Raw genomic sequence first — 22,432 nt, 5'->3', positions numbered from 1 at the left:
CTCATCGAACCATGAGAGGTTATCATGCTAAACAGGCTTCCCTCTGACATCTCAGCACTTCTTGAAGCCCGCGCCGATGGTCATTCCCTGCCGGCCGGCCTTTACACGCGCGAGGACGTCTTCGAGGCCGACATCGATGTCTTCTTCCATAAGCACTGGATCTGCGTCGGCCTTGACTGCGACGTTCCGGAGCCGGGCGATGCGACCGTCGCCGACATCGGCAAGACCAGCCTGATCCTCCTTCGCGACGACGACGGCGAGCTCCGCGTGCTTCACAACGTCTGTCGCCACCGCGGGTCGCGCCTGCTCGACGCCGGAAAGACCATCGTCTCGAAACTCGTCTGTCCCTATCATACCTGGACCTACGAGCTGACAGGCGAACTGGCCTACGCGCCCCACATGGGCAAGGACTTCGACAAGCAGTGTCACAGCCTGAAACCGGTGAATTTCAAGTCGATCGCCGGCCTCATCTATGTCTGCCTTTCCGACAATCCTCCGGAGGACATTGCAAACCTCGAGCAGACCATGATCGAGCGCCTCGCGCCATATGACATACGCAACGCCAAGGTGGCGCATCAGACCGATGTCATCGAGGACGGCAACTGGAAGCTCACGATGGAGAACAATCGCGAGTGCTATCACTGTTCCGCCAACCATCCGGAGCTCTGTGTTTCTTTCGTCGATCTCGACTTCGGTTTCGACCCGGAGACGCTGAACCCGGAGGATCGCGAACAGGCAGCGGAGCACTTTCGGCTCTACGACGAGCGCACGAAGGCCTGGGAAGCCGATGGCTTTCCGTCAGCCGCGGTCGAGCAGCTCGTCGACTGCGCGACGAACTTCCGGACCCAGCGCCTGATCATCGCCGGTGCCGGCGAATCCCAGACGCATGATGCGACGGCGGCATCGTCGAAGCTCCTCGGTCAAATGACCCGCAAGGACCTCGGCGATACGCATCTTTGGGGTCACAACAGCTGGAACCACTTCATGGGCGACCATGCCGTCGTCGCGATCGTCATTCCGCTCTCGGCAGGAAAAACGCTGGTCAGAACCAAGTGGCTCGTCCACAAGGACGCCGTCGAAGGCAAGGACTACGATTTCGACAAGCTGACCGACGTCTGGATCGCAACGACCGACCAGGACGCGGATCTCGTCGCCCGCTCGCACGCCGGTGCACTCGACCCGGCCTATCAGCCAGGTCCCTATTCCCGGTTCTCGGAAACCAACCTGGACAAGTTCGCGGCCTGGTACATCGATCGGATGCGCGCTCATGGGTATTGAGTTCACACAGATGCAGCGGGCTCACGCCGACATTTGGGATCCGGAACGGGACGAGACCCTCGTTTGTGTCGACGTGCATCAGGAAACGCATGACGTGAGGAGCTTCACGTTTGCATCTCCCGAAGGCAAGCGTTTCAACTTCGATGCCGGACAGTATTTCCTGTTCGATTTCCCCACAGGCTCGGACGGCGAGGCTCGCTGTTACAGCATCTCGTCGTCGCCCTATCGCGGTAATGCGTTCACCGTAACGGTCAAGCGCGTGCCGGGTGGTAAGGTCTCGAACTGGCTGCATGACAACATGGTTCCCGGCATGACGGTCAAGGGTCAGGGGCCGCTCGGGCACTTCATCCGCCCGAAAGTGGCGGGAACGAAGCTCCTGCTGCTTTCAGGCGGTTCGGGCATCACCCCCGTCATGTCGATCACCCGTGACCTGGCGGATAGCTGCGAGCCGGCGGACATCGTGTTCCTTCATGCAGCCCGTACGCCACTCGACCTCATCTTCCGCAGCGAACTGTCCTGTCTTGCAGCCCGCATGAAAGGCCTGCGACTGCAGTTCCTGCCGGAAACGGTCATTGGCGAGCGCGCCTGGCCGGGTTTAACGGGTCGAATCTCGTCCGAGTTCCTGAAGCTTGCCGTTCCTGACATCGCCGAGCGGATCGTCATGTGTTGCGGTCCGGCGCCGTTCATGGCGGCGGCCCGCTCGATCACAGCAGCGCTTGGCGTCCCTGCGTCCCATTACATCGAAGAGAGCTTCGATGCAGCTGTCATCGACGAGCCGGGCCTCGATGTCGAGGCACAGCCGGCAGGGAAGATCTACCGGGTCGAGTTCTCGAAGCAGAAGCGGACGCTCGAAGTCTCCGTCGATCAGACCGTGCTGGCAGCGGCGAAGAAGGGCAGCATCCGGCTCCCATCATCCTGCTCCAACGGCATGTGCGGAACCTGCAAGTCCAAGCTCGTCTCGGGTTCGGTGGAGATGAACCATAATGGTGGCATCAGGCAGCGAGAAATCGACGCCGGTATGTTCCTGCCCTGCTGTTCGAAACCTCTGAGCGATCTGGTCATCGATCGCTGACCAGCAAGTACCAAACCGACGGGACCGCCGAGAATCAATCGAATGTCGCGCAGCGAAGAGAATTCGGCGCCGTCCGCTTACTCGCCCCAATATCGTGCTAATCACCTGGCCGTCCGGGGAGATCCCCTATGGTGTCGATCCAGGGCAGCCGAGACGAGCACCAGCTCTGCGATCGGGGCCGAAGCTTTTGTCGCTGGTTTATCGTCCCTAGACGAATGCCCACCTCGTCAGCATCTTCAAGCTCCCCGGTCGTGTAGATCGGCGACCCGCAATTCGGGCAGAAGTACTGCAACCGGCGGCGGCCGTTATCGCCGAATTTTGCGTAGAGTTTCGGCTCTCCTCCTGTGATCTCAAATGCCTTGCGTAGCGCGCTCACGGTGACCCTATAAGCCGTCCCCGTCAGCCGCTGGCAGTCTGTGCAGTGGCAGATCGACACCTGCTCGGGGTCGATATCCGCCTTGTATGAAACAAACCCACAATGACATCTTCCGTCTATGTGCATCTGCCCCACCCCATTTTCTCGCTACATACAGCCCATGGAACTAGGGCAGCGTCAGAGCGGTTTCCACCGAAATGGCGCCGGCTTCGACTTTTTACGCAGGCAGGGCGCCGCTCTCTTCGCAACCCAGGTCGCGACGTAAAGGCTCGTCCTTCTGGAAGATCGGCCGAGACGTCAAAGATCCTTCGCGATCCTAAGGCCGTCGTAGATCGCGGCGTGCGTGTTTCGCGCGGCGACCGCGTCGCCGATCCGGAAGAGCTGGAACTGGCCTTCCTCATTGCGGACGACGGATTGCGGCTCACCTGCAAGAAGCTGGTCGTACGAGGTCTCGCCCAGGTTTCGGGAGTGCGGCTTGAGTTCGAAATACAGTTCGTCGAGCGGGATCGTGCCATGATTGACCACGATCTGGTCAACAACCCTTTCCTTGGCGACGCCGCCATAATCGCTCCCGACCTTCGCGATGATCTGGTTGCCGCTCTTTTCCGCCGCTTCCAGCCGGAACGTCACCGTGAACGTGACATCCAATGTCTGTAGCGAGCGCATGTAAGGAACAAGGTTCATCGCCATGACCTCCGGAGCGAAGGACCGGTCCGGCGTCATGATCTCGACCTTTGCACCCGCTTTCGCGAGGAATTCGGCTGCCTGCAGACCGGCATGATCGCCGGCGTCGTCGAATACGAGTACGTTGGTGCCCGGCTTTACATCGCCTGAGATGATATCCCAGGACGAAACCACGAGTTCGTTGCCCTTCGACAGCACATCGGTATGCGGCAAACCGCCGGTCGCGATGATGACGACATCGGGTTTTTCGGCGGTAATAGCCTCGGCTTCCGCCCAGGTATTGAAATGGAAGATGACGCCAAGCTTCTCGCATTGGCTCATCCGCCAGTCGATGATGCTGATCATCTCGCGGCGGCGCTCGCTCTGCGCCGTCAGACGGATCTGGCCGCCGGCATTATTCGCGGCCTCGAAGACAACGACGTCGTGACCGCGCTCGGCGGACACGCGCGCCGCCTCGAGCCCCGCCGGTCCCGCGCCCACGATGACGACCTTCTTGCGGACTTCGGCCTTCTGCACGATGTGCGGCATCGTCTGCTCGCGCCCGGTCGCGGCGTTGTGAATACAGAAGGCAAGGCCGCCCTGATAGATGCGGTCGAGGCAGTAGTTGGCGCCGACGCAGGGGCGGATATCGTCCTCGCGCTTCTCGATGATCTTGCGGACGATATGCGGGTCCGTCATGTGGGCGCGCGTCATACCGACCATGTCGACCTTGCCTGCCGCGATGGCGTGGCGGGCGGTCGCCACGTCCGGGATCTTGGCTGCGTGGAACGTCGGAAAGTTCGTCGCGGCCCGGATATCGCCGGCAAAGTCGAGATGCGGAGAGTTCGCCATGCCCTGGATGGGAATGACATCGGTGAGACCAGGATCGGTGTCGATATGGCCGCGGATGACGTTGAGATAGTCGATCAGACCGCTGTCGCGCAGCCGTTTCGAAATCTCTATACCCTCCTCTTTGCCGGTACCGCCGGGAAGACGTTCGTCCGCGGTGTATCGAACGCCGAGAATAAAATCGTCTCCAACCCGCGTCCGTATCGCCTTGAAGACGTCAAGACAGAAGCGCAGGCGGTTCTCAAGCGAGCCGCCATACGGCCCATCGAGTTCGTTGGTCAGCGGCGAGACGAACTGGTCGATCAGATGTCCGTAGGCCTCCAGTTCGATACCGTCCATACCGCCGGCCTTCATGCGCTCGGCGGCGTCGGCAAAGTCTTTGATGATGCGCTCGATATCCCAGTCTTCGATCTTCTTTGGAAACGCCCTGTGCGCGGCTTCGCGGTGGTGGGAAGGCGACACGATGGGCAGCCAATCACCCTTGTCCCAGCGCGTGCGGCGACCGAGATGCGTCAGCTGGATCATGATGGCGGAACCGTGTTCGTGAACCGCGTCGGTCATCTCGCGGATCCACGGAACGATCTCGTCCTTATAGGCGAGCAGGTTGTTGAAAACCGGAGGACTGTCCCGCGAGACGGCAGCCGACCCGGCCGTCATCGTCAGCGCAACACCGCCCTTGGCCCGTTCCACCGTATAGGCGCGATAGCGCTCCTTCGGCATGCCATCTTCGGGATACGCCGGTTCGTGAGACGTCACGATGATGCGGTTGCGCAGCGTCAGGTGCTTTAGTTTAAAGGGCTGAAGAAGAGGATCGCTCGACATGCCTCGTGCTCCGGATTGGAAACATCGCATGACGCTAAATGGAAATGTACACATATGTCAATCTAGAAAACATATACGTCTTCTGTTTAGACACTAATGTACATTTTACTTGTTGAGACCGTCGCAATTTGATAGGAAATGGCTCATGGACCAGGGTGGAAACGACAACGGATGGCGGGGGTCTCAGGAAGGTTGGCTGGAAGCAGCCTACTCCTCCCTGATCGATTCCGGAGTGGAGTCCGTAAAGATCCAGCCGCTGGCGAAGAAACTCAAGCTCTCGCGCACGAGCTTCTATTGGTTTTTCAAGGATCGCGAAGAACTTCTAGGCGCCTTGGTCAGCAAGTGGCGGGACAAGAATACCGGGAATTTGGTCAAGCAGTCCGAGGCATATGCGGAATCGCTCGTAGAGGCGATGTTCAATGTCTTCGACTGCTGGCTCAACAAGGACTTGTTCGATTCTCAGTTCGAGTTCGCCGTGCGCAGCTGGGCCTTGCAGTCGACGGACATTCTCGAAGAGGTTCGCCGCGCTGACCAGACACGCATGGAAGCGCTGTCGCGAATGTTCACCCGCTTCGGCTATGACGCCGTTTCCGCCGACGTCCGCGCGCGGACGACCTACCTCGTCCAGATCGGCTACATCTCGATGCAGTCCAGGGAAGACATTACCGTGCGCATGAAGCGAATTCCGGAATATATCGCGATCTATACCGGACAGAATCCGCAGCAGCGGGAGCTTGACCGCTTCTTTTCGCGTCATGGCTACAAGCCAAGCTAGGAACGACAAGAGGAGCGGATGATTTCTCAGCTGGTCGCGAGTAATTTTTCATTGCTATGAGGTTTCTCGAAACAATCGAGCTCATGAAGAGGAATCGGCTTGGAGAACAGATAGCCTTGGAGGTCGGTGCAGCCCAAGGCCGCCAAGAAGTCGCGCTGATATTCTGTTTCGACCCCTTCCGCCGTTGTCGAAATACCGAGACTGTTGCTCAGCGAGATAATGGCACCGACAATGGCTGCCCCATTGGCTTTTGTGCCGAGGAGCGAGACGAACGAGCGATCGATTTTGATCCGATCGATGTCAAAGCGCGTCAAATGGCTGAGACAGGAATAGCCGGTTCCGAAGTCATCGAGGGAAATTTGAACGCCTTGGCTGCGAAGGGATTTCAGCACCGCATAGATATCCGCGTAATCCTCGATGAGTGAGGTCTCGGTGAGCTCGAGCTCAAGCCGGGATGGGGATAGCCCGGTCTCCTGAAGAACAGCGCTTACTTCTTCGACAAAATTGGGTCTCCTTAGCTGAGAAGGAGACACGTTGACGGCAACAAACGTGTTTTCGGGCCAGCTGCAGGCGGCTTTGCAGGCCTCGCGCAATACCCAGAATCCAAGTGCGTCGATAAGGCCGCCTTCTTCCGCCGCAGGGATGAAACTGGCCGGCGTCAGCAGCCCACGCTGGCTGTGGCTCCACCGCACGAGGGCCTCGGCGCCCGACACGGAGTATCCCTTGCCCGCCCGGTACACCGGTTGGTAATAAACTTCCAGCGACCCGAAGTCCGGTCGGTCGGAAAACAGCTCGCCCGGTTCACTGCCGCCAGATGAGACGCGGAGTTTGGCCAAAACCTCACGCAATTCGTTTTTAAGAATGTCGCGCGCATTTCTGCCTCCGTCCATGGAGGGCGAATAAACCAGCCATCGTCCCCTGCCGCTTACCTTTGCTTCGTACAGCGCGGCATCGGCATAACGCATGATATCATCCGCATTGCGTCCGGCATCGGGCACGATCGCCACGCCGATCGAGCAGCCAACCCGGGCAACGGCCTCGCCCTTCAACAGGGGGAACGGCTTACTAAGCTCCGCAACGATCGCTTCGCAAATTCGCGGCAGCGTTTGATCGTGATCTTTGATGTCACGCAGAAGCAGGGCGAATTCATCCCCTCCGAGCCGGGCGAGAGTATCTCGTGAACGAAGGAGCGAACGGATCCGACCCGCAGCCATCCTGATGAGTTCGTCGCCGGCGGCGTGACCGAATGTGTCGTTCACGGTTTTGAACCGGTCGAGGTCAAGAAGTGCGATTGCCGATCGCTCGGAAGAGTTTTCCAATTCAGCCAGGCACTCGTCGAACCTGATCGCAAACATGGCGCGATTGGGGAGATCCGTCAGCACATCGTGGAGGGCAAGTTGCCTTGCGTGGAACTCGCTTTTCTTCAATTCACCTAGGCTGCTTCGCAGGCGGAGAAGCAGGATCGTGAAAAGAAGCGCCATCATCAAGGCAGCAATCGAAAGTGCAGGCATCAGCCTGCCGATCACCCTTGATCCCGGAAGGTCGGGTCGCCAGACGATAAAGCCGATCGGCTCGCCGTTTGTCGTATCGTCAATCTGAAATGCAACTTCGTCACCGTCTGCGTCGGCGGTTCGTGCAAAGCGCGCGCCATTCAGTCCTTGTTCCCGGCTCAATTCGTCCAGGGCAGCTCCATCGAGGAACCGCACGACGATCAGGAATTGCCACAACGACTGCCCTTGTCTCTCGTGTGGTTCCTTGACGGCCGCGATGCCGACGATCGTCGGTCGACCTTCCAGGCGCAACAAACTGGCCAACCCGCGATGAACGGGCACCGTGCTTCCGGCGGGATTGCCCGGTGATCCCGGTAGGTGTGCGGTGAACGTCGTGTCTTGGCGTAGGGCAGCGCCAGCTTCTCGAAGCAGCGGCAAAAGAAGAGGTTTCATCCACCGATAGCGTTTTTCCGTTTCGCCATCCGCCATCATGACCAGCTCGCCATGCTCGTCCACGACGAAAGCCTGGTCGTAGCCGAAGACGGATGTCGCAGTCTGGCTGACCGCACTTCCCGCTGCCGTCGTCAAAACAGTATTGAAGGCAGGTGAAGCCGACGAGGAGCCGGAGGCCGGGTAAGCGCGGTTTGCGGCAATATAACCATTCCCGACTTGCCCGATGACGCGTGCTACCTGATCGACCTGTTCTCGCAGGCGCGCATTGACGAGCAGCCGTTGTCGATCAAGAGCAGCGGCATCGCTTTCAGTTCCCGCCCACAGCGCCGAAAGCACGACAAGTCCAATCGCTCCCAGGCCACTGGCAGCGATCAGAAACAGAATTCTCCCAGAAGCTATCCAGGACTGTTGAAACGACTTCGGGTTGGAGGAACGGATAATGTGCAAGCGCAGATCCCCGAACACCACTAGACTAGGGCGTCATCATCAAATCAAAACTACGGCTGGATCAGTTCTAACAAAGAAGCGTTCACGTAGAATTAAAAGCAACTACGTACTATGTGCGCGATCAACCACTTATTGAGGATCCTCTACTATGTCGCGCCCATCGGTTCAGACTATATTGCGTAGAACGTTAGTAGCAGGCGGCATAGGTCTCCTTTTGACCGCAACACTGCCTTTTCAAGTGGCTGCACAAGAGCGCACGCCGATGCGAATTGCCGTCGAAGGCGCGTTTCCACCTTTTAATTACCTCGATGCAAATAATAAGCTTCAAGGCTTCGACATCGATATTGCCAACGCCGTCTGCGAGATTGGTAAGTTCGAATGCCAATTTATCATCGAGAAGTGGGATGACATGATTCCCGATCTTGTTGCCGGGAAATACGACGCGATCATCTCATCCATGTCGATGAGCGCCGAGCGGCGCCAAAAGGTTGCCTTCACCGAAAGATACTACAACAGCCCGACGGTGTTCATCGTGCGAAAAGATTCGCCGATCAAAGAGGTGAGCCCCGCCGCCCTTGGTGACAAGAACCTTGGGGTAACATCGTCAACCGCCCAGGAATCCTTTGCCAACCATCTCTATCCGCAAACGCGCAAGACGGTCTTTCGGTCTTCACCCGAATTGTACAAAGGACTGGCGGATGGAAGTGTCGACGTTATCTTGGAAGATAAACTTGCCATCTACGACTGGATTGCGAACACAAAGGCGGGAAGCTGCTGCGAGTTCAGGGGACCTGATCTGGTTGACGTCACATTCTTTGGTGACGGTTCTGGAATCGCGGTGCGGTTGGATGATCGTGAGCGGCTGGCACGCTTGAACGCGGCGCTGAAGTCCATCAAGGCTGATGGAACCTATGACATGATCAACGCCAAATATTTTCCCTTCAGCATTCAGTAGCATCGCCAGTGAATTGCGCTGTTGGCCTCGAACACCGTCGAGGGCGGTGCCTCACGTGCGCGGTTTATGCCGCCTGATTCACCGCGTTAATTAATAAATTTCCGCGTGCCATTTTTATTGTGACACGAAGGCGGAAAGAATTTGCCCGGAATTTGCGTCCCCAGTTGTACTTCTTTCCATGGAGACGCATAACGATCACTAGAGCAATTCCAGGAAAAGTGCGCAGCGGTTTTCCGTCCGGAATTGCGAGACAAAAAAGGAGCGGTTCAGAGGTTCCGTGAAAGGCCGACCCGCTCTGCTAGATCGAGATGATTGAAAAATGATCGGCTTTTGATGGAAAAATTGACGCACAAGACGATGGAGGACTTCGCGAAGTCCTGCGGCGTCTCCCGGCCGACCCTTTCCAAGTACTTTGACGATCCGACCAGTGTGAAACCGACGACACGGGCGCTGATCGAGGCGGCACTTCGCTCGTCGGATTACCAGCCGAATCTTTATGCGCGGAACCTCAATCGCAAAAGGACACGCAATATCGGCATCCTGGTTCCTGCCCTCACCGACCCCTTTTATGCCGAAATGGTCAATCGTCTGGAATTGCGGCTGCGCAACGAGGGCTATTGGCCGATCGTGTTCTCGTCGCATGGATTGCCGGAACTGGAAGCCGAAGCAGTCAACACAATGTTGTCGTTGAAGGTTGCCGGGGCGCTTGTCGCACCATTGGGGCAGAAATCCGATCCGCGTACCTTTGAAAAGCTCGCGCAGAACCTGCCTATCGTTTACTTCGATACTTATATCGAAGGGAACACGCCGTTCATCGGCAACAACAATTACCAGAGCGTGGCAACGATCGTGGAATATCTCTGCCGATCCGGAGAAACGCCTGCCTATTTCGACATTCCGCATGTCAATCATAACTCACCGGAGAGGCTGGCAAGCTATATCGCCACGATGGAAGCCGCAGGCTACGAGCCAATGGTGATCGAGACCAACGCCGCCTACACATGGGAGTTCGAACGCATCGGATATGAGCAGATGGACAGCCTGCTCCAGGCAAAGGCTCTTCCCCGCAAAACCATCCTGTGCGCAAATGATCGTCTCGCCTTCGGGGTTATGTCGGCAGCCTTCGCGCATCGGCTGAGAGTTGGGCGAAAAAAGGGAGACGATCTGCGTGTCGCTGCCCATGACGACCATCCCTTGAGCCGCTATACCTGCCCGCCATTGACGACGATGGCACAGGATTTCGCCGCGATGACCGCAAGCAGTGTCGAAGCGTTGCTGACGCTGCTGGGGGACATGGATGCGCCGGTGCGGTCGATTACACACAGGATCACCCTGGATGGGACATTGGTCATGCGACAATCCGCTTGAAGCGGAGCCACTGATCCCGTCTAGTTCGAGCGTTCCTCGAAGGAACGCCAGGTCGCCACGGCTTCTTCTATTGTCTGCCGAGCCTCGGCCACATATTTTCCCATCGAGACGAAGCCGTGGATCTGTCCTTGCCGGTGACGATGCACAGAGCGCACCCTATCTTGCCGCAGCCGCTCGGCATAGGCGATGCCTTCGTCGGCCAGAATGTCGTGTCCGGCGGTCACCACGAAGGCTGGAGCTACCCCCGCGACGGTCTCGGCCCGTAACGGAGAGACCCTCCAGTCGGCAATATCGGCTGCGGTGCGGACATAGTGATCGCGAAACCATCTCATCGTCGAGGCGGTCAAGCCGAAGCCCTCGGCATAGCGGCGATAGCTGTCGGCCATCTGCGCGGCGTCGGTGTTGGGATAGATGAGCAGCTGCGCCGCAATTGGCGGGGCGTCGCCCGCACGCGACATCAACGCCAGCACGGCGGCAAGATTGCCGCCGGCGCTGTCGCCGGCGACAGCAATTCGACCCGGATCGATGCCGAGATCTGCAGCCGTTTCGGCCACGAATGCCAATGTCGCGGCGCAATCGGTCACTCCGGCGGGAAACTTATGTTCCGGCGCCAGCCGGTAGTCCGGGCAAATCACGGTGCATTCGGCGAGATTGGCGAACCATCGGCAGATTTCGTCGTGAGATTCGAGGTTGCCGATCACCCAGCCACCGCCATGCAGATAAACAAGACCGGGACCATTCCTCAAAGGCGCGCCGATGCCGCGATAGACGCGCAACGTGATCGGACCATTCGGACCGACGATCTGGCGATCCTCCACCATGGCGACCGCCTCCCTTGCACCCTGGAGCGTCGGGCAATTCGCATCGTAGTCAATGCGGGCCCGCTGAACCGTACCGGTTTCAAATGGTCGGCCATTCGATCGATCGGTCATGGCGAGAACGTGCCGGGCACTCTCATCCAGCTGTTCCATGAGATTAACTCCCCTCTGCGGCAATCAGGCCAAAAGACTGCGTGCTTCGTCCTCGCCAAGACGCGGCGGCGGTATCAGCTCCGCGCCGATGCCGACAGACTGCCTGTTTTCGCCGGATTGGAGAATAGCCTCCATGATTTCGAGGACATGAAGCGCCAACTCCCCCGAGGCTCGGGGCTGCCTGCCCTCATTAAGCGCGCGCGCCAGGTCTGCGACGCCGAGCATGCGGTAATTGGCCCGGTCCGGTGCATTGAATGGCCAGTTCCTCGCGCCGTAAAGTTCGTCGTCGCTTTCGAAATCACGCCAGTCGGCGCCACGCTCGGACAGCGACACGGTTCCGCCGAACGTGTCCGGGTCGGGCAGCCGCAACGAGCCTTCGGTACCGTGCAGCTCGATAGGGCGATTGGAATGGCGAAAGACATCCCAGGACGCGCCGAAATTCACGGTCGCACCGGATGCAAATTCCAGAAGCGACAGAACGTTGGTCGGCGTGCCGACCTTGAAGCTGGTATTTTTGAACGGGCCGTCGGCGGTGATCAGGCGATCTTCCTGGCCCTTCGTCGCCATTGCCATGACCCGCACGACCGGGCCGAGCAGGTTTACCATCATCGTCAGATAATAGGGACCCATGTCGAGGACCGGGCCGCCGCCCGGCTGGTAATAGAATTGCGGGTTGGGGTGCCAATGCTCCATGCCACGCCCCATCATGAAGGCCGAACCGCTGACCGGCCGGCCGATCGCGCCCTCCTCCATCAGACGCCGCGCCCGACGGCCTGCCGCGCCGAGGAATGTATCGGGCGCAGAACCCAGCAGCAGCCCGTGGCGCTTGGCTTCCGCCACAAGAATGCGGCCGTCCGCCGCCGATGTTGCGAGCGGCTTCTCCGTGAAGACATGCTTGCCGGCCGATAGGGCCGACATGGTGACATCGAAATGGACGGCTGGAACCGTGAGGTTGAGCACGAGGTCGACTTCTGGATCGGCAAGCAATTGGTCGACACTCAGGGCGCGAATGCCATATTCACGGGCACGCAGCGCGGCCGCGTCAGGAGATATATCGGCGCAGGCGCGCAGTTCGAGACCGGCAAACAGCGCCGCATTGCGCAGATACGTCATCGAGATATTCCCGCAGCCGACTACGCCGATGCCAAGTTTAGCTTTTGAATTATCAGACATATTTCCCAATCCTCCCTGATGCTCCTCATTCGCCCGCCGCGCTTCGACGCGTCCGAGCGATGCCTCCTGGATCGAGTTAAAGCATCTTATTTCTTGACGCGCGACAATTTTTTATGAAACATGTGCGAATACTGGCGCGGAGGTATGGAGGTCGCCAGTCTTCCTGGGAGGGAAACATGACAGATTTCAAGAAGACGCCGGCTGTCTCCAAGATTGCTGGACAATCGATAATGCTTGATCGTCGTCAACTGCTTTTGGGCGCGGCCGGCGCCGCCATCGGTACGGCAACGCTCGGCGTTGCTTCAGGTCTCGGCATCCGCCCGGCACGTGCCGCCGATCGGACGGAAATCAGCTTTGCCAGCGCCAGCTTCTTCGGCAAGGAAGGGCTTGGCGATCTCGTCAAGGCTTTCAACGAGTCGCAGAGCCGTATCACCGTCAAGTTCATCGAGCTGCCGCCGCCCAGTTCGTCGACGGAGGTCTATCAGGGCCTCGTCCAGCAGCTCGCCCGCCGCAACGGAACACCCGACGTTTTCAGCCAGGATGTGATCTGGATTGCAGGTTTTGCCTCTGCCGGCTGGGCCTTGCCGCTTGACGAATATTTCCCGAAGGACAAGCGCGCCGATTATTTCCCCGGCACGGTGGCGGCCTGCACCTATGGCGACAAGCTGACCGCGCTGCCGTGGTTCGTCGATTCCGGCATGTTCTATTATCGCAAGGACCTGGTGGAAAAGCACGGCGGCAAGGTGCCGGAAACCTGGGCCGACATGGCGACGATGGCGGCAGAGGCGCAGAAAGCCGGCGATGCCAAGTTCGGCTATCTCTGGCAAGGCAAGCAGGCCGAGGTTCTGGTCTGTGATGCCGTGGAAATCATTGCCTCCAACGGTGGTTCCATCCTTTCCGCCGACGGAAAATCATCCGTCATCGGCGACGATGCCGCCGTTGCCGCAATCCAATTCCTGTACGATACCATCAACAAGACGAAGATCAGCCCTCAGAACGTGCTCTCCTGGGACGAGGAGCCCTCTCGCCAGCCGTTTACGTCCGGTGAGGCCATGTTCATGCGCAACTGGTCTTATGTCTACCCGATCGCGCAGGACCCGAAGGCCTCGCATGTCGTCGACAAGGTCGCCGTCGCGCCGTTGCCGCATTTTGCCGGCGGCAAGAGCGCCGCGTGCCTTGGCGGCTACCAGCTGGGCGTCAACGCCAACTCCAAGAAGCGGGAAGCGGCGATCGAGTTCCTGACCTGGATGTCCTCGCCGGAAACCCAGACCCGGCTTGCGCTCAATTTCGGTCTCGCGCCTTCGCGTCCCGCCATCTTCCAGGATGCGAAGCTGAAGGCGGAGCAGCCGTTCATGGCGAGCCTTCAGAGCGTCTTCACCGGGGCCACGCCGCGGCCGATTACGCCGCAATATGCCAAGGTGACACTGGCATTGCAGTCCAGCATCTCGAAGGCGCTGGTCAGCGGCAACGTCAAGGCGGAGCTGCAGGCAGCAGCGGCCCAGATCAACAAGATCGTTGGCTGAAATGGCCGTAACGATGACGGTTGCCGCTTCCGAGCAAACCCCAGGCAAGTCGAGGGCGCTATCAAGCGCCCTCTGGCCCTGGCTGCTGCTGTTGCCTGCGTTCCTCTCGCTCGCATCGGTTTCCTTCTACCCGATCGTCAACGGCGTCTATCTGTCTTTCACCAACCGCTCGCTGATCACCCAGGACAATGATTTCATCGGCATCGCCAACTATGTGCAGCTGCTGGCCGATCCGCCGTTCTGGAATGCCTGGTGGCACACGATCTGGTTTACCCTGATCTCGACTTTGCTCGAGACGTTCATCGGCCTTGCGATGGCGCTGATCCTTTGCGAAACCTTCGCCGGCCGGGGCATGATCCGCGCCGCCATGCTAGTGCCCTGGGCCATGCCGACCGTCGTGACGTCGAAAATGTTCGGCTGGCTCTTCGACGGCCAGCACGGCATCATCAATTTCATCCTTCTGCATGCAGGGCTGATCGATCAGAACGTCAACTGGTACGGCTCGCCCGATACGGCGCTGACGACGATCATCCTTGCCGATGTGTGGAAGACGACGCCATTCATGGCGCTTCTGTTGCTGACGGGGCTGCAGACCGTTCCGAAATCGCTGATCGAGGCCGCCCGCATGGATGGGGCAAGAGCCTGGACGATCTTCTGGCATATCCGCCTGCCGCTCCTGATGCCGACGCTGCTGATCGCAGGCCTCTTCCGAGCGCTCGATGCATTCCGCGTCTTCGACCTGGTCTATGTGCTGACGGGCGGCGGGCCGGCCGATTCCACCGAGACGCTTTCGACGCTGTCCTACAAGGTGCTCTTTTCGACGCTTCAGTTCGGCTACGGCTCGGCTGTAACGACCGCCATGTTCATCACGGAAGGGCTGATTGCCATCGGCTTCTGTGTCTTCCTCGTGCGCCAGATCAGGAGGACGACATGAACGAAGGCCGCTCAATCTTCCAAAATCTCCTCATCTACCTCGGCGCCCTGTTTATCCTCATCTGGTCCGCCGGCCCGTTCATCTGGCAGTTTTCGACATCGCTTCAGCTCGACAAGGCGCTGACAGAGGGAACGCCCTCGCTCATACCGAACCCGTTCACGCTGGAGCATTACTATAACGCCTTCGTCGAAAAGGGCCTGCATCACTATGTGCTGAATTCACTCGTCGTTTCGCTGGCGACCACCGCGCTTTGCCTGATCGTCGGCTCACTGGCCGCCTTTTCGCTGTCGCGCCTCGATGTGAAAGGGCGCTTCGGCATCCTGACGGTCATCCTTTCGGTATCGATGTTTCCGCAGATCGCGCTCGTCGGGCCGCTCTATCTCATCGCCTCCGATCTCGGACTGCTCGATACCTATACGGCGCTGATCATCACGTATCTTGCGCTGGGACTGCCGCTGGTGACCTGGGTGTTGTTCGGCTATTTCGAGACGCTGCCGCGCGAAATCGACGAGGCGGCCCGCATGGACGGCGTCGGCCCGGTCGGCCTGCTCTGGCATATCATCCTGCCAATGTCATTGCCGAGCCTGGTCACGACAGGCCTGCTTGCCTTCATCACCGCCTGGAACGAATTCCTGTTCGCGCTCGCATTCACATCGGATAGCGGCACCCAGACCATCCCGGTCGGCATCGCCAATTTCACCAACCAATATTATGTGCCCTGGGGGGACATCGCCGCCGCATCGGCTGTGGTCACCGTGCCGCTCATCATTTTGGTGCTCTTCTTCCAACGACACATCATCGAAGGCCTGACCCAAGGCGGAATCAAGGAATAGCGGGAATGCGCAAGGACATAAAAGTCGGCTGCCAGACATTTACATGGGAAATGCTCGGCAATGCTTGGACGGGAACGGCAGACGACCTGCTGTCGGCAATTTCCGCCGGCGGCTATTCCGGCATCGAAATCACCGACACCATGATCGGCCGCTATGCTGCAGACCCGCATGCCTTCGCAAATGCATTAAGGGATTGCGGCCTGACGCTCGTCTCCTTCGCCTTCGGTTCGAAGAGCGGCTTCACGGTGGCCGACGCGATGAAGGACGACCTGACGACGGCAAAGCGCTGGATCGATTACGCCGCGCATTTTCCGGGCGCACTTGTTTCCATCGGCTCGGCAACCGTCGTTTCCGACGGCCCGCGAGACGACAAGTTCGCTATTGCCGGCGAGTTCTACAATCGCGCCGGCGAGCTGGGCAAGGTCGCCGGCGTCGAGATCGCCGTGCATCCAAGCTCGCATCACAATACGCTGCTGTTCGACCGAGCCGACTACGACCGCATCTTCGCCTTGCTCGACCCGAGCCTGGTCGGCTGGGTGCCGGATACCGGCCATATCCTGCGAGGGCATGCCGACATGCTTGACACGATGCGTACCTATCAGGACCGTATCCGCTACCTGCATCTGAAGGACGTCGACGCGCATGACCGATGGGCGATGCTCGGCAAGGGTATTCTCGATACGCCGGCCGTGATCGACCTCATCTCCGCGGCCCCACGCTTCAATGGCTGGCTGGTGCTGGAGGAAGAATCCGAGACGGCCGGCGCCGATCCTGCCGGTGCGGTCAAAGCCAATCGCCAAACCATGCGCGGCTACGGCGCATAAGGAAGAGAACCATGATCGAAAAGGAAAGTCGCCGTCTTCGCGTCGGAGTACTCGGCTGCGGGCCGATCGCGCAATTCGCGCATCTGGAATCCTGCGTCAAGGCGCGGAATGCCGATCTCTACGCGATCTGCGATGCGGCACCCGATCTTCTCGCCCGCATGGGCGCGACCTATGAGCCGCAGAAGATGTTTGACAATTATGATGCCATGCTTGCCGATCCCGATCTGGAAGCCGTGATCGTTGCGACGTCCGATGCCTATCATGTGCCGATGTCCATAAAGGCGCTCGAAGCCGGAAAGCACGTACTGTGCGAAAAGCCGATCGGCGTTTCGGTCGAAGAAGGGCAGCAGCTCGCCGAGGCGGTGCACCGATCCGGAAAAATCCTGCAGGTCGGGCACATGAAGCGCTTCGATCCGGCGCTCGAGGCGGCGCGCGATTTCGTGCGCGACGACATAGGCCAGATTTTTGCGATGAAGGCGTGGTATTGCGATTCCACACACCGCTATACCAATACGGATGCGGTGCAGCCCCTGCCCGTCACCAGCAAGCTTGCGCGCAAACCATCAGGCAATCCCAAGGCCGATCTCAGGCAATATTTCATGCTGGCACACGGCTCGCATCTCGTCGACACCGCGCGTTTCTTCTGCGGTGAGATCGTCGCGGTTCGCGCCCGGCTTCTCGAACGTGCCGGTGCCTATTGCTGGTTCGTCGAGACCGAATTTGCCAATGGTGCCCTCGGCCATCTGGACCTGACGGTTGCCGTACGCATGGATTGGCATGAAGGGTTCCAGCTTTACGGCGAGAACGGCTCGGTTCTCGCAAAGACCTTCAATCCCTGGTACTTCCGCTCGAGCGAAGTGGAGATCTTCCACGAGAAGGATGCGACGAGCCGAAAGCCACTCGGCGCGGACGGCCATTTCTTCCGCAGGCAGCTCGAGGGACTTGCCGATACGGCACTGAACGGCGCGCCGATGCGCGGCGCCAATGTCGAGGACGGCCTGGCGTCCATCCGCGCGATGGTGGCGATCGCCCGATCGGTGGAACGGGGCGAACGCGTCGAACTCGCATCGGTCTCGGGAGTGGTCTGATGCAGATCGGGATCTTCGCCAAGACCTTTCCCGGAACAGAGCCGCTCGGCGTTCTCTCGGCGGTGCGCGATAGCGGTTATGCATGCGCACAGTTCAATCTCGCCTGCTGCGGTCTCCCGTCCATGCCCGATGCCGTTTCGGAAACGACGATCGCAGCGGTTCGCTCGGCCGTCGAGGCGACCGGTATCTCGCTTGCCGCCCTGTCGGGCACCTACAATATGGCTCACCCCGATATTGCCATTCGCCGGACGGGCCTCGCCCAGCTCGCAGTCGTCATCGAAACGGCGGCGGCACTCTCTATTCCGTTGGTGACGCTTTGCACCGGAACGCGTGATCCGAACGACCAATGGGCCGATCACCCCGACAATGGCGATCCGTCCGCCTGGGCCGACATGGCGGCTGAAATGTCGAAGGCTCTGGAGCTCGCCGAACGCCATGGCGTCGATCTCGGCATCGAGCCGGAACAGGCCAACATCGTCACCTCGGCAAGCGATGCCCGGCGGCTGATCGGCGAGATGGGATCGCAGCGGTTGCGCATCGTGCTTGATCCGGCCAATCTTTTCGAACAGGCGACACCGGCAGAGGCGCGGGCGATCGTCGAAGAGGCGATCGAAATCTCGGCCAGTCACATCGCCCTGGCGCATGCCAAGGATCGTCACGCCGACGGCCGCTTCGCAACCGCCGGGCAAGGCGTGGTGGATTTTGCCCACTTCATCGCGCGGCTGCGCTTCGTGAATTTCGACGGACCGCTCGTCACGCATGGCCTTTCGGCTGCCGAAGCATCCGGGGTTGCCGACTTCCTCAAGGCGTTGATTTGATGGGAAAAAAAACGTTCAAACGTGGCGATACGGAACTTGCCGTCTATGAGGACGGTCAGGGGCTTGCCGTCGTCTTCCAGCATGGTCTTGGCGGCGATGAGGCGCAGGTGGCACAGAATGTTTCCGCCGCGAATATTCGCCGGCTGACGCTGGAGTGCCGTGGACATGGCGCATCCTCGCTCGGCAATACGCGGCCATTTTCGATTCCTATGTTTGCCGAGGACGTTCTGGCCGCGGCCACCGCATACGGATTTGACCGCTTCATCGTCGGCGGCATTTCAATGGGCGCGGCCATCGCACTATATCTTGCCCATCATCACCCCCGCCGGATCGCCGGGCTCGTACTCGTACGCCCCGCGTGGACCTTCGCGGCATCGCCGGACAATCTCGCGCCGATCCGCGCCGTTGCCGCCCTGATCCGCTCGCACCCGATTGAGGAGGCCAAACGGCGTTTTATCGTCTCTGACACCGGACAACGGATTGCCTCGGAGGCGCCGGACAACTTCTCTTCCCTGCTCGGCTATTTCGACCGGCCGGATGCTCTCACCTTCGCCTCGGTTCTGGCTGACATCGCCGCAGACGGGCCGGATGTACCGCGGTCATCCGCCGACGCCCTTGCCGTACCCACGCTCATTATCGGCAACCAGCAGGACGCGATCCATCCGCTCTCCTGCGCGCGGACGCTCGCCGATGTCATTCCGGGCGCAAGCTTTGTCGAAGTCACCGCCAAGGCCATCGACAAAAACAGGCATTTTGCCGAAGTCCAAGACGCCATCACGCATTTTCTTGCATCCAAAACAATCCGGAGCTTCGTTCCATCATGACGTCCCGCCCCCTTTCCGGCCCGCAGGCCATCGCAGCGCTTCCCCGCAACCGGCTTCTGGGCGAATTCTCGCTCTGGTCGGCCGATCTTGCCAATATGGAGACGGATCTCAAGCGCATCGAAGCCTACGTCGACCTGCATCACATCGATGTCGCCGATGCGCGCTTTACGCCGGGCTTCCTGTTCTTTCCGGATTTTGTCGCGCGCATCGCCAAGTCGACCGCCAAGCCGATCCATGTCCATCTCATGGTCGAGGCTGAAATCGTCGAGGAGCAGACGCGCCAATTCATAGAGGCGGGCGCGGATTTGATAAGCGTCCATGCCGAAAACGGCGATGCCGGCTTGCGTGCAATTGCGCTTACCAAAGAGCTGGGTGCCGAAGCCGGCGTGGTATTGCGGCTGGAAACGCCCGTTTCGGCGATCGAGCCTTTCATCGATCATGTAGCCTTCGTGACGTTGCTGGGAACCTCGATCGGCGTCAAAGGACAAAGCCTTTCCGAAAAGGCATGCGACCGGCTGATCGAGGCGCGCTCCCTCCTGAAGAAGGCCGGCCGCGAGGATCGGGTCATACTCGCCGCCGATGGCGGCATTCGCGAACAAACCGTGCCGTTGCTGCGCCAAGCCGGAGCGCAGACGGTCGTTCTCGGATCGCTGGCATTCAGCGACAAGAACCTCGGCGACCGGATCGCCTGGCTGCATGGGCTGGAGAGCCGCGTTTCGTGAAAAAGGTCGCTCTCGCATTCGATCTTGGTGGAACGGAGCTTCGCGCCGCGCTTGTCGATGACAAGGGATGTCTTCTGGCGTTTTCGTCTCTGTCGACGGATGCGACCGGCGGGCCTGCCGCGGTCATCCGACAGATCGAACTGCTGGCCGAAACGGTGCTGGCGGAAACGCCCGGTCTTTCTCCGATCGGGATCGGGATCGGCGCGCCTGGTCCGCTCGATCCGGACGCCGGCGTCGTCATTGCCGCGCCGACCTTGGCCGGATGGCACGAAGTTCCGCTGGCGGACATTCTCCAAAACCACTTTCAGCTACCCGTACGGCTTGAAAACGATGCGAACGCGGCAGCGCTTGGTGAATGGCAATACGGCGCCGGTCATGGTGCGAGATCGATGGTCTTTGTCACGGTATCGACCGGTATCGGCGGCGGCGTGATCGCCGATGGCCGTATCCTGCATGGCAGACGCGGTCTGGCTGCGGAGATCGGCCACATGACGATCACGAGTGAAGGCGAGCGTTGTTTTTGTGGCGCAGTCGGCTGCTTCGAAGCCGTCGCCTCGGGAACAGCGCTCGGCAGGCGGGCCACCGCGCGCACCCGTCCGTCCGACGGGTCGATGCTGCGGAAGCTGTCGAACGACGCCGAGGTCACCGGGCGACATGTTGTCGAAGCCGGGCGAAAAGGCGACGCGGCGGCCCTGGAACTGCTCAATGCCGAGGCACGATGGCTGGGGATCGGCTTTACCAACCTGCTTCACCTCTATTCCCCCGACGTGCTCGTCATGGGCGGTGGAATTTCGCATGGCTTCGATCTTCTCCACGATCAAATGGTGGCGACGGTTCGCGAGCGTGCCATGCCCGCCTATCGCGACGTGCCGATTGTCGCCGCGCAGCTCGGACGCCATGCCGGTCTGATCGGCGCTGCCAGCCTTATCTTCGGCAGCGAAGGAAGGATCGATCCTGTGTCTGCGGGCGTGGAAAGCACGAATATACCCACCGGTAAAAAGGAGGCCAGCGATGGCTAATCTCGAGCTCCGCGACGTTCGCAAATCCTATGGCGCCATCGAGGTGATCAAGGGCATTGATCTCGAAGTGGACGACCGTGAATTCGTCGTCTTCGTCGGCCCTTCCGGCTGCGGAAAATCCACGCTTCTGCGCATGATCGCCGGTCTGGAAAAAATAACTGCCGGCGAACTGATGATCGATGGCGCCCGTTCCAACGATATCGATCCGTCGCGACGCGGTCTGGCTATGGTGTTCCAATCCTATGCGCTCTACCCGCACATGACTGTCGCCGACAATATGGGCTTTGCGCTGAGGATTGCCGGGGCCTCGGTAAGCGAGCGTGATCGGAAGGTCGGGGAGGCAGCACAAATACTGGAATTGACCCATCTGCTCGACCGTCGGCCGAAGGATCTGTCCGGTGGTCAACGCCAACGCGTGGCCATCGGCCGCGCGATCGTGCGTAACCCGAAGATCTTTCTGTTCGACGAGCCGCTTTCCAACCTCGACGCTGCGCTTCGGGTCAATATGCGGCTGGAATTGATGCGCCTGCACGACGAACTGGCCGCAACGATGATCTACGTCACCCACGATCAGATCGAGGCGATGACGATGGCCGACAAGATCGTGGTGCTGAATAGTGGCCGCGTCGAACAAGTCGGCTCGCCACTTGCGCTCTACAATCATCCCGCGAACATCTTCGTGGCCGGCTTCATCGGCTCGCCGAAGATGAATTTTCTGCCGGTAGCGGCCGAGATTATCGGTCCGGACGGCATATCCGTCGCGCTACCCGGCGGAGGCACCATGACCGTTCCGGTCTCTTCCGGCCCGGTAGAGGTGGGTTCGAAACTGACACTCGGAATCCGCCCCGAACATATCCGTATCGGCCAAGAGGGCCAGTTTGCGGGGCAGATCGTCCTTGCAGAGCGGCTGGGGGGTCTGACGATCCTTCATGTCGATACCGCCTCGGGCCAGCCCCTCGTGGTGCAGGCGGAAGGTGCCGACACCACCCCGCCTCACACGCCGATATCGCTCCAGATCGACCCGGGCACCTGTCATCTCTTCGATGAGAACGGAAAATCGCTCGCCAGGCTGAATTGACGGCCAGGCGACCTTCTCGCCGCAATCAGCCAATCAGATCTGTCTTAGGCCGGCGGAACAACTTGCACAGATGATGA

At 59.7% G+C, this 22,432-nt stretch carries 20 protein-coding genes; 15 read left to right on the top strand and 5 right to left on the bottom strand.

Features of this window, described 5'->3' with window-relative positions; all coding sequences use genetic code 11:
- The first annotated feature begins 24 nt into the window (after window positions 1–24).
- Both HGP12_RS08915 and HGP12_RS08910 read left to right on the top strand, forming a co-directional pair.
- Window positions 25–1,278, top strand: coding sequence for an aromatic ring-hydroxylating oxygenase subunit alpha (locus tag HGP12_RS08915; protein WP_168839273.1), 1,254 nt, complete (start codon window positions 25–27; stop codon window positions 1,276–1,278).
- Window positions 1,268–2,350, top strand: coding sequence for an FAD-binding oxidoreductase (locus tag HGP12_RS08910; protein WP_168839274.1), 1,083 nt, complete (start codon window positions 1,268–1,270; stop codon window positions 2,348–2,350). The genes HGP12_RS08915 and HGP12_RS08910 overlap by 11 nt, the downstream gene beginning before the upstream one ends.
- A gap of 97 nt (window positions 2,351–2,447) precedes the next feature.
- On the opposite strand, the gene HGP12_RS08905 is transcribed toward HGP12_RS08910, so the two are convergent.
- Both HGP12_RS08905 and HGP12_RS08900 read right to left on the bottom strand, forming a co-directional pair.
- Window positions 2,448–2,852: a GFA family protein gene (locus HGP12_RS08905; protein ID WP_168839275.1), complete on the bottom strand. Its 405-nt coding sequence runs from the start codon at window positions 2,850–2,852 to the stop codon at window positions 2,448–2,450.
- 171 nt (window positions 2,853–3,023) lie between these two features.
- Window positions 3,024–5,060: an NADH:flavin oxidoreductase gene (locus HGP12_RS08900; protein ID WP_168839276.1), complete on the bottom strand. Its 2,037-nt coding sequence runs from the start codon at window positions 5,058–5,060 to the stop codon at window positions 3,024–3,026.
- Between the two features lie 145 nt (window positions 5,061–5,205).
- On the opposite strand from HGP12_RS08900, the gene HGP12_RS08895 reads away from it, so the two are divergent.
- Complete coding sequence (locus HGP12_RS08895) at window positions 5,206–5,835, top strand: TetR/AcrR family transcriptional regulator (protein WP_168839277.1); 630 nt, start codon at window positions 5,206–5,208, stop codon at window positions 5,833–5,835.
- 26 nt (window positions 5,836–5,861) lie between these two features.
- Here HGP12_RS08895 and HGP12_RS08890 read toward each other — a convergent pair whose 3' ends face one another.
- Window positions 5,862–8,246 (bottom strand): putative bifunctional diguanylate cyclase/phosphodiesterase, encoded by a 2,385-nt coding sequence (locus HGP12_RS08890; RefSeq protein ID WP_168839278.1) that lies wholly within the window; start codon window positions 8,244–8,246, stop codon window positions 5,862–5,864.
- Between the two features lie 127 nt (window positions 8,247–8,373).
- On the opposite strand from HGP12_RS08890, the gene HGP12_RS08885 reads away from it, so the two are divergent.
- Both HGP12_RS08885 and HGP12_RS08880 read left to right on the top strand, forming a co-directional pair.
- Entirely contained in the window at window positions 8,374–9,180 is an 807-nt protein-coding gene (locus HGP12_RS08885; RefSeq protein ID WP_168839279.1) for a transporter substrate-binding domain-containing protein, read from the top strand.
- Window positions 9,181–9,513: 333 nt separating this feature from the next.
- Window positions 9,514–10,548: a LacI family DNA-binding transcriptional regulator gene (locus HGP12_RS08880; RefSeq protein ID WP_168839280.1), complete on the top strand. Its 1,035-nt coding sequence runs from the start codon at window positions 9,514–9,516 to the stop codon at window positions 10,546–10,548.
- A gap of 20 nt (window positions 10,549–10,568) precedes the next feature.
- Here the strand turns inward: HGP12_RS08880 and HGP12_RS08875 are convergent, their stop codons facing one another.
- Both HGP12_RS08875 and HGP12_RS08870 read right to left on the bottom strand, forming a co-directional pair.
- Window positions 10,569–11,519, bottom strand: coding sequence for an alpha/beta hydrolase (locus HGP12_RS08875; RefSeq protein ID WP_168839281.1), 951 nt, complete (start codon window positions 11,517–11,519; stop codon window positions 10,569–10,571).
- Window positions 11,520–11,543: 24 nt separating this feature from the next.
- On the bottom strand, window positions 11,544–12,692 hold the full coding sequence (locus HGP12_RS08870; RefSeq protein WP_168839282.1) for a Gfo/Idh/MocA family protein: 1,149 nt from the start codon (window positions 12,690–12,692) through the stop codon (window positions 11,544–11,546).
- A gap of 176 nt (window positions 12,693–12,868) precedes the next feature.
- On the opposite strand from HGP12_RS08870, the gene HGP12_RS08865 reads away from it, so the two are divergent.
- Genes HGP12_RS08865 through HGP12_RS08820 form a run of 10 tightly spaced genes read left to right on the top strand, consistent with a single transcriptional unit; the run spans window position 12,869 to window position 22,355 of the window.
- On the top strand, window positions 12,869–14,215 hold the full coding sequence (locus HGP12_RS08865; protein ID WP_168839283.1) for an ABC transporter substrate-binding protein: 1,347 nt from the start codon (window positions 12,869–12,871) through the stop codon (window positions 14,213–14,215).
- A gap of 1 nt (window position 14,216) precedes the next feature.
- A complete protein-coding gene (locus tag HGP12_RS08860) occupies window positions 14,217–15,149 on the top strand; it encodes a carbohydrate ABC transporter permease (protein ID WP_168839284.1) in 933 nt (310 codons plus the stop codon).
- Entirely contained in the window at window positions 15,146–15,982 is an 837-nt protein-coding gene (locus tag HGP12_RS08855; RefSeq protein ID WP_168839285.1) for a carbohydrate ABC transporter permease, read from the top strand. Before HGP12_RS08860 ends, HGP12_RS08855 begins: the two co-directional genes overlap by 4 nt.
- A gap of 5 nt (window positions 15,983–15,987) precedes the next feature.
- Window positions 15,988–16,806 carry a sugar phosphate isomerase/epimerase family protein gene (locus tag HGP12_RS08850; protein ID WP_168839286.1) on the top strand — a complete coding sequence of 273 codons (819 nt, stop codon included), beginning with the start codon at window positions 15,988–15,990 and terminating at the stop codon, window positions 16,804–16,806.
- 11 nt (window positions 16,807–16,817) lie between these two features.
- The gene (locus HGP12_RS08845) at window positions 16,818–17,894 is read left to right on the top strand and encodes a Gfo/Idh/MocA family protein (RefSeq protein ID WP_168839287.1); all 1,077 of its coding nucleotides are present in this window, start codon (window positions 16,818–16,820) and stop codon (window positions 17,892–17,894) included.
- Entirely contained in the window at window positions 17,894–18,712 is an 819-nt protein-coding gene (locus HGP12_RS08840) for a sugar phosphate isomerase/epimerase (protein WP_168839288.1), read from the top strand. Before HGP12_RS08845 ends, HGP12_RS08840 begins: the two co-directional genes overlap by 1 nt.
- Window positions 18,712–19,536 carry an alpha/beta fold hydrolase gene (locus HGP12_RS08835; RefSeq protein ID WP_168839289.1) on the top strand — a complete coding sequence of 275 codons (825 nt, stop codon included), beginning with the start codon at window positions 18,712–18,714 and terminating at the stop codon, window positions 19,534–19,536. Before HGP12_RS08840 ends, HGP12_RS08835 begins: the two co-directional genes overlap by 1 nt.
- The gene (locus HGP12_RS08830; protein WP_168839290.1) at window positions 19,533–20,258 is read left to right on the top strand and encodes a ribulose-phosphate 3-epimerase; all 726 of its coding nucleotides are present in this window, start codon (window positions 19,533–19,535) and stop codon (window positions 20,256–20,258) included. Before HGP12_RS08835 ends, HGP12_RS08830 begins: the two co-directional genes overlap by 4 nt.
- Window positions 20,255–21,277, top strand: coding sequence for an ROK family protein (locus HGP12_RS08825; RefSeq protein ID WP_168839291.1), 1,023 nt, complete (start codon window positions 20,255–20,257; stop codon window positions 21,275–21,277). Before HGP12_RS08830 ends, HGP12_RS08825 begins: the two co-directional genes overlap by 4 nt.
- Window positions 21,270–22,355, top strand: coding sequence for an ABC transporter ATP-binding protein (locus HGP12_RS08820; protein WP_168839292.1), 1,086 nt, complete (start codon window positions 21,270–21,272; stop codon window positions 22,353–22,355). The genes HGP12_RS08825 and HGP12_RS08820 overlap by 8 nt, the downstream gene beginning before the upstream one ends.
- The last annotated feature ends 77 nt before the right edge of the window (window positions 22,356–22,432 follow it).

The organism is Rhizobium sp. P28RR-XV, assembly GCF_012641385.1.
Classification (GTDB): domain Bacteria; phylum Pseudomonadota; class Alphaproteobacteria; order Rhizobiales; family Rhizobiaceae; genus Rhizobium.
This window is presented reverse-complemented; position numbering and strand designations above follow the sequence as displayed.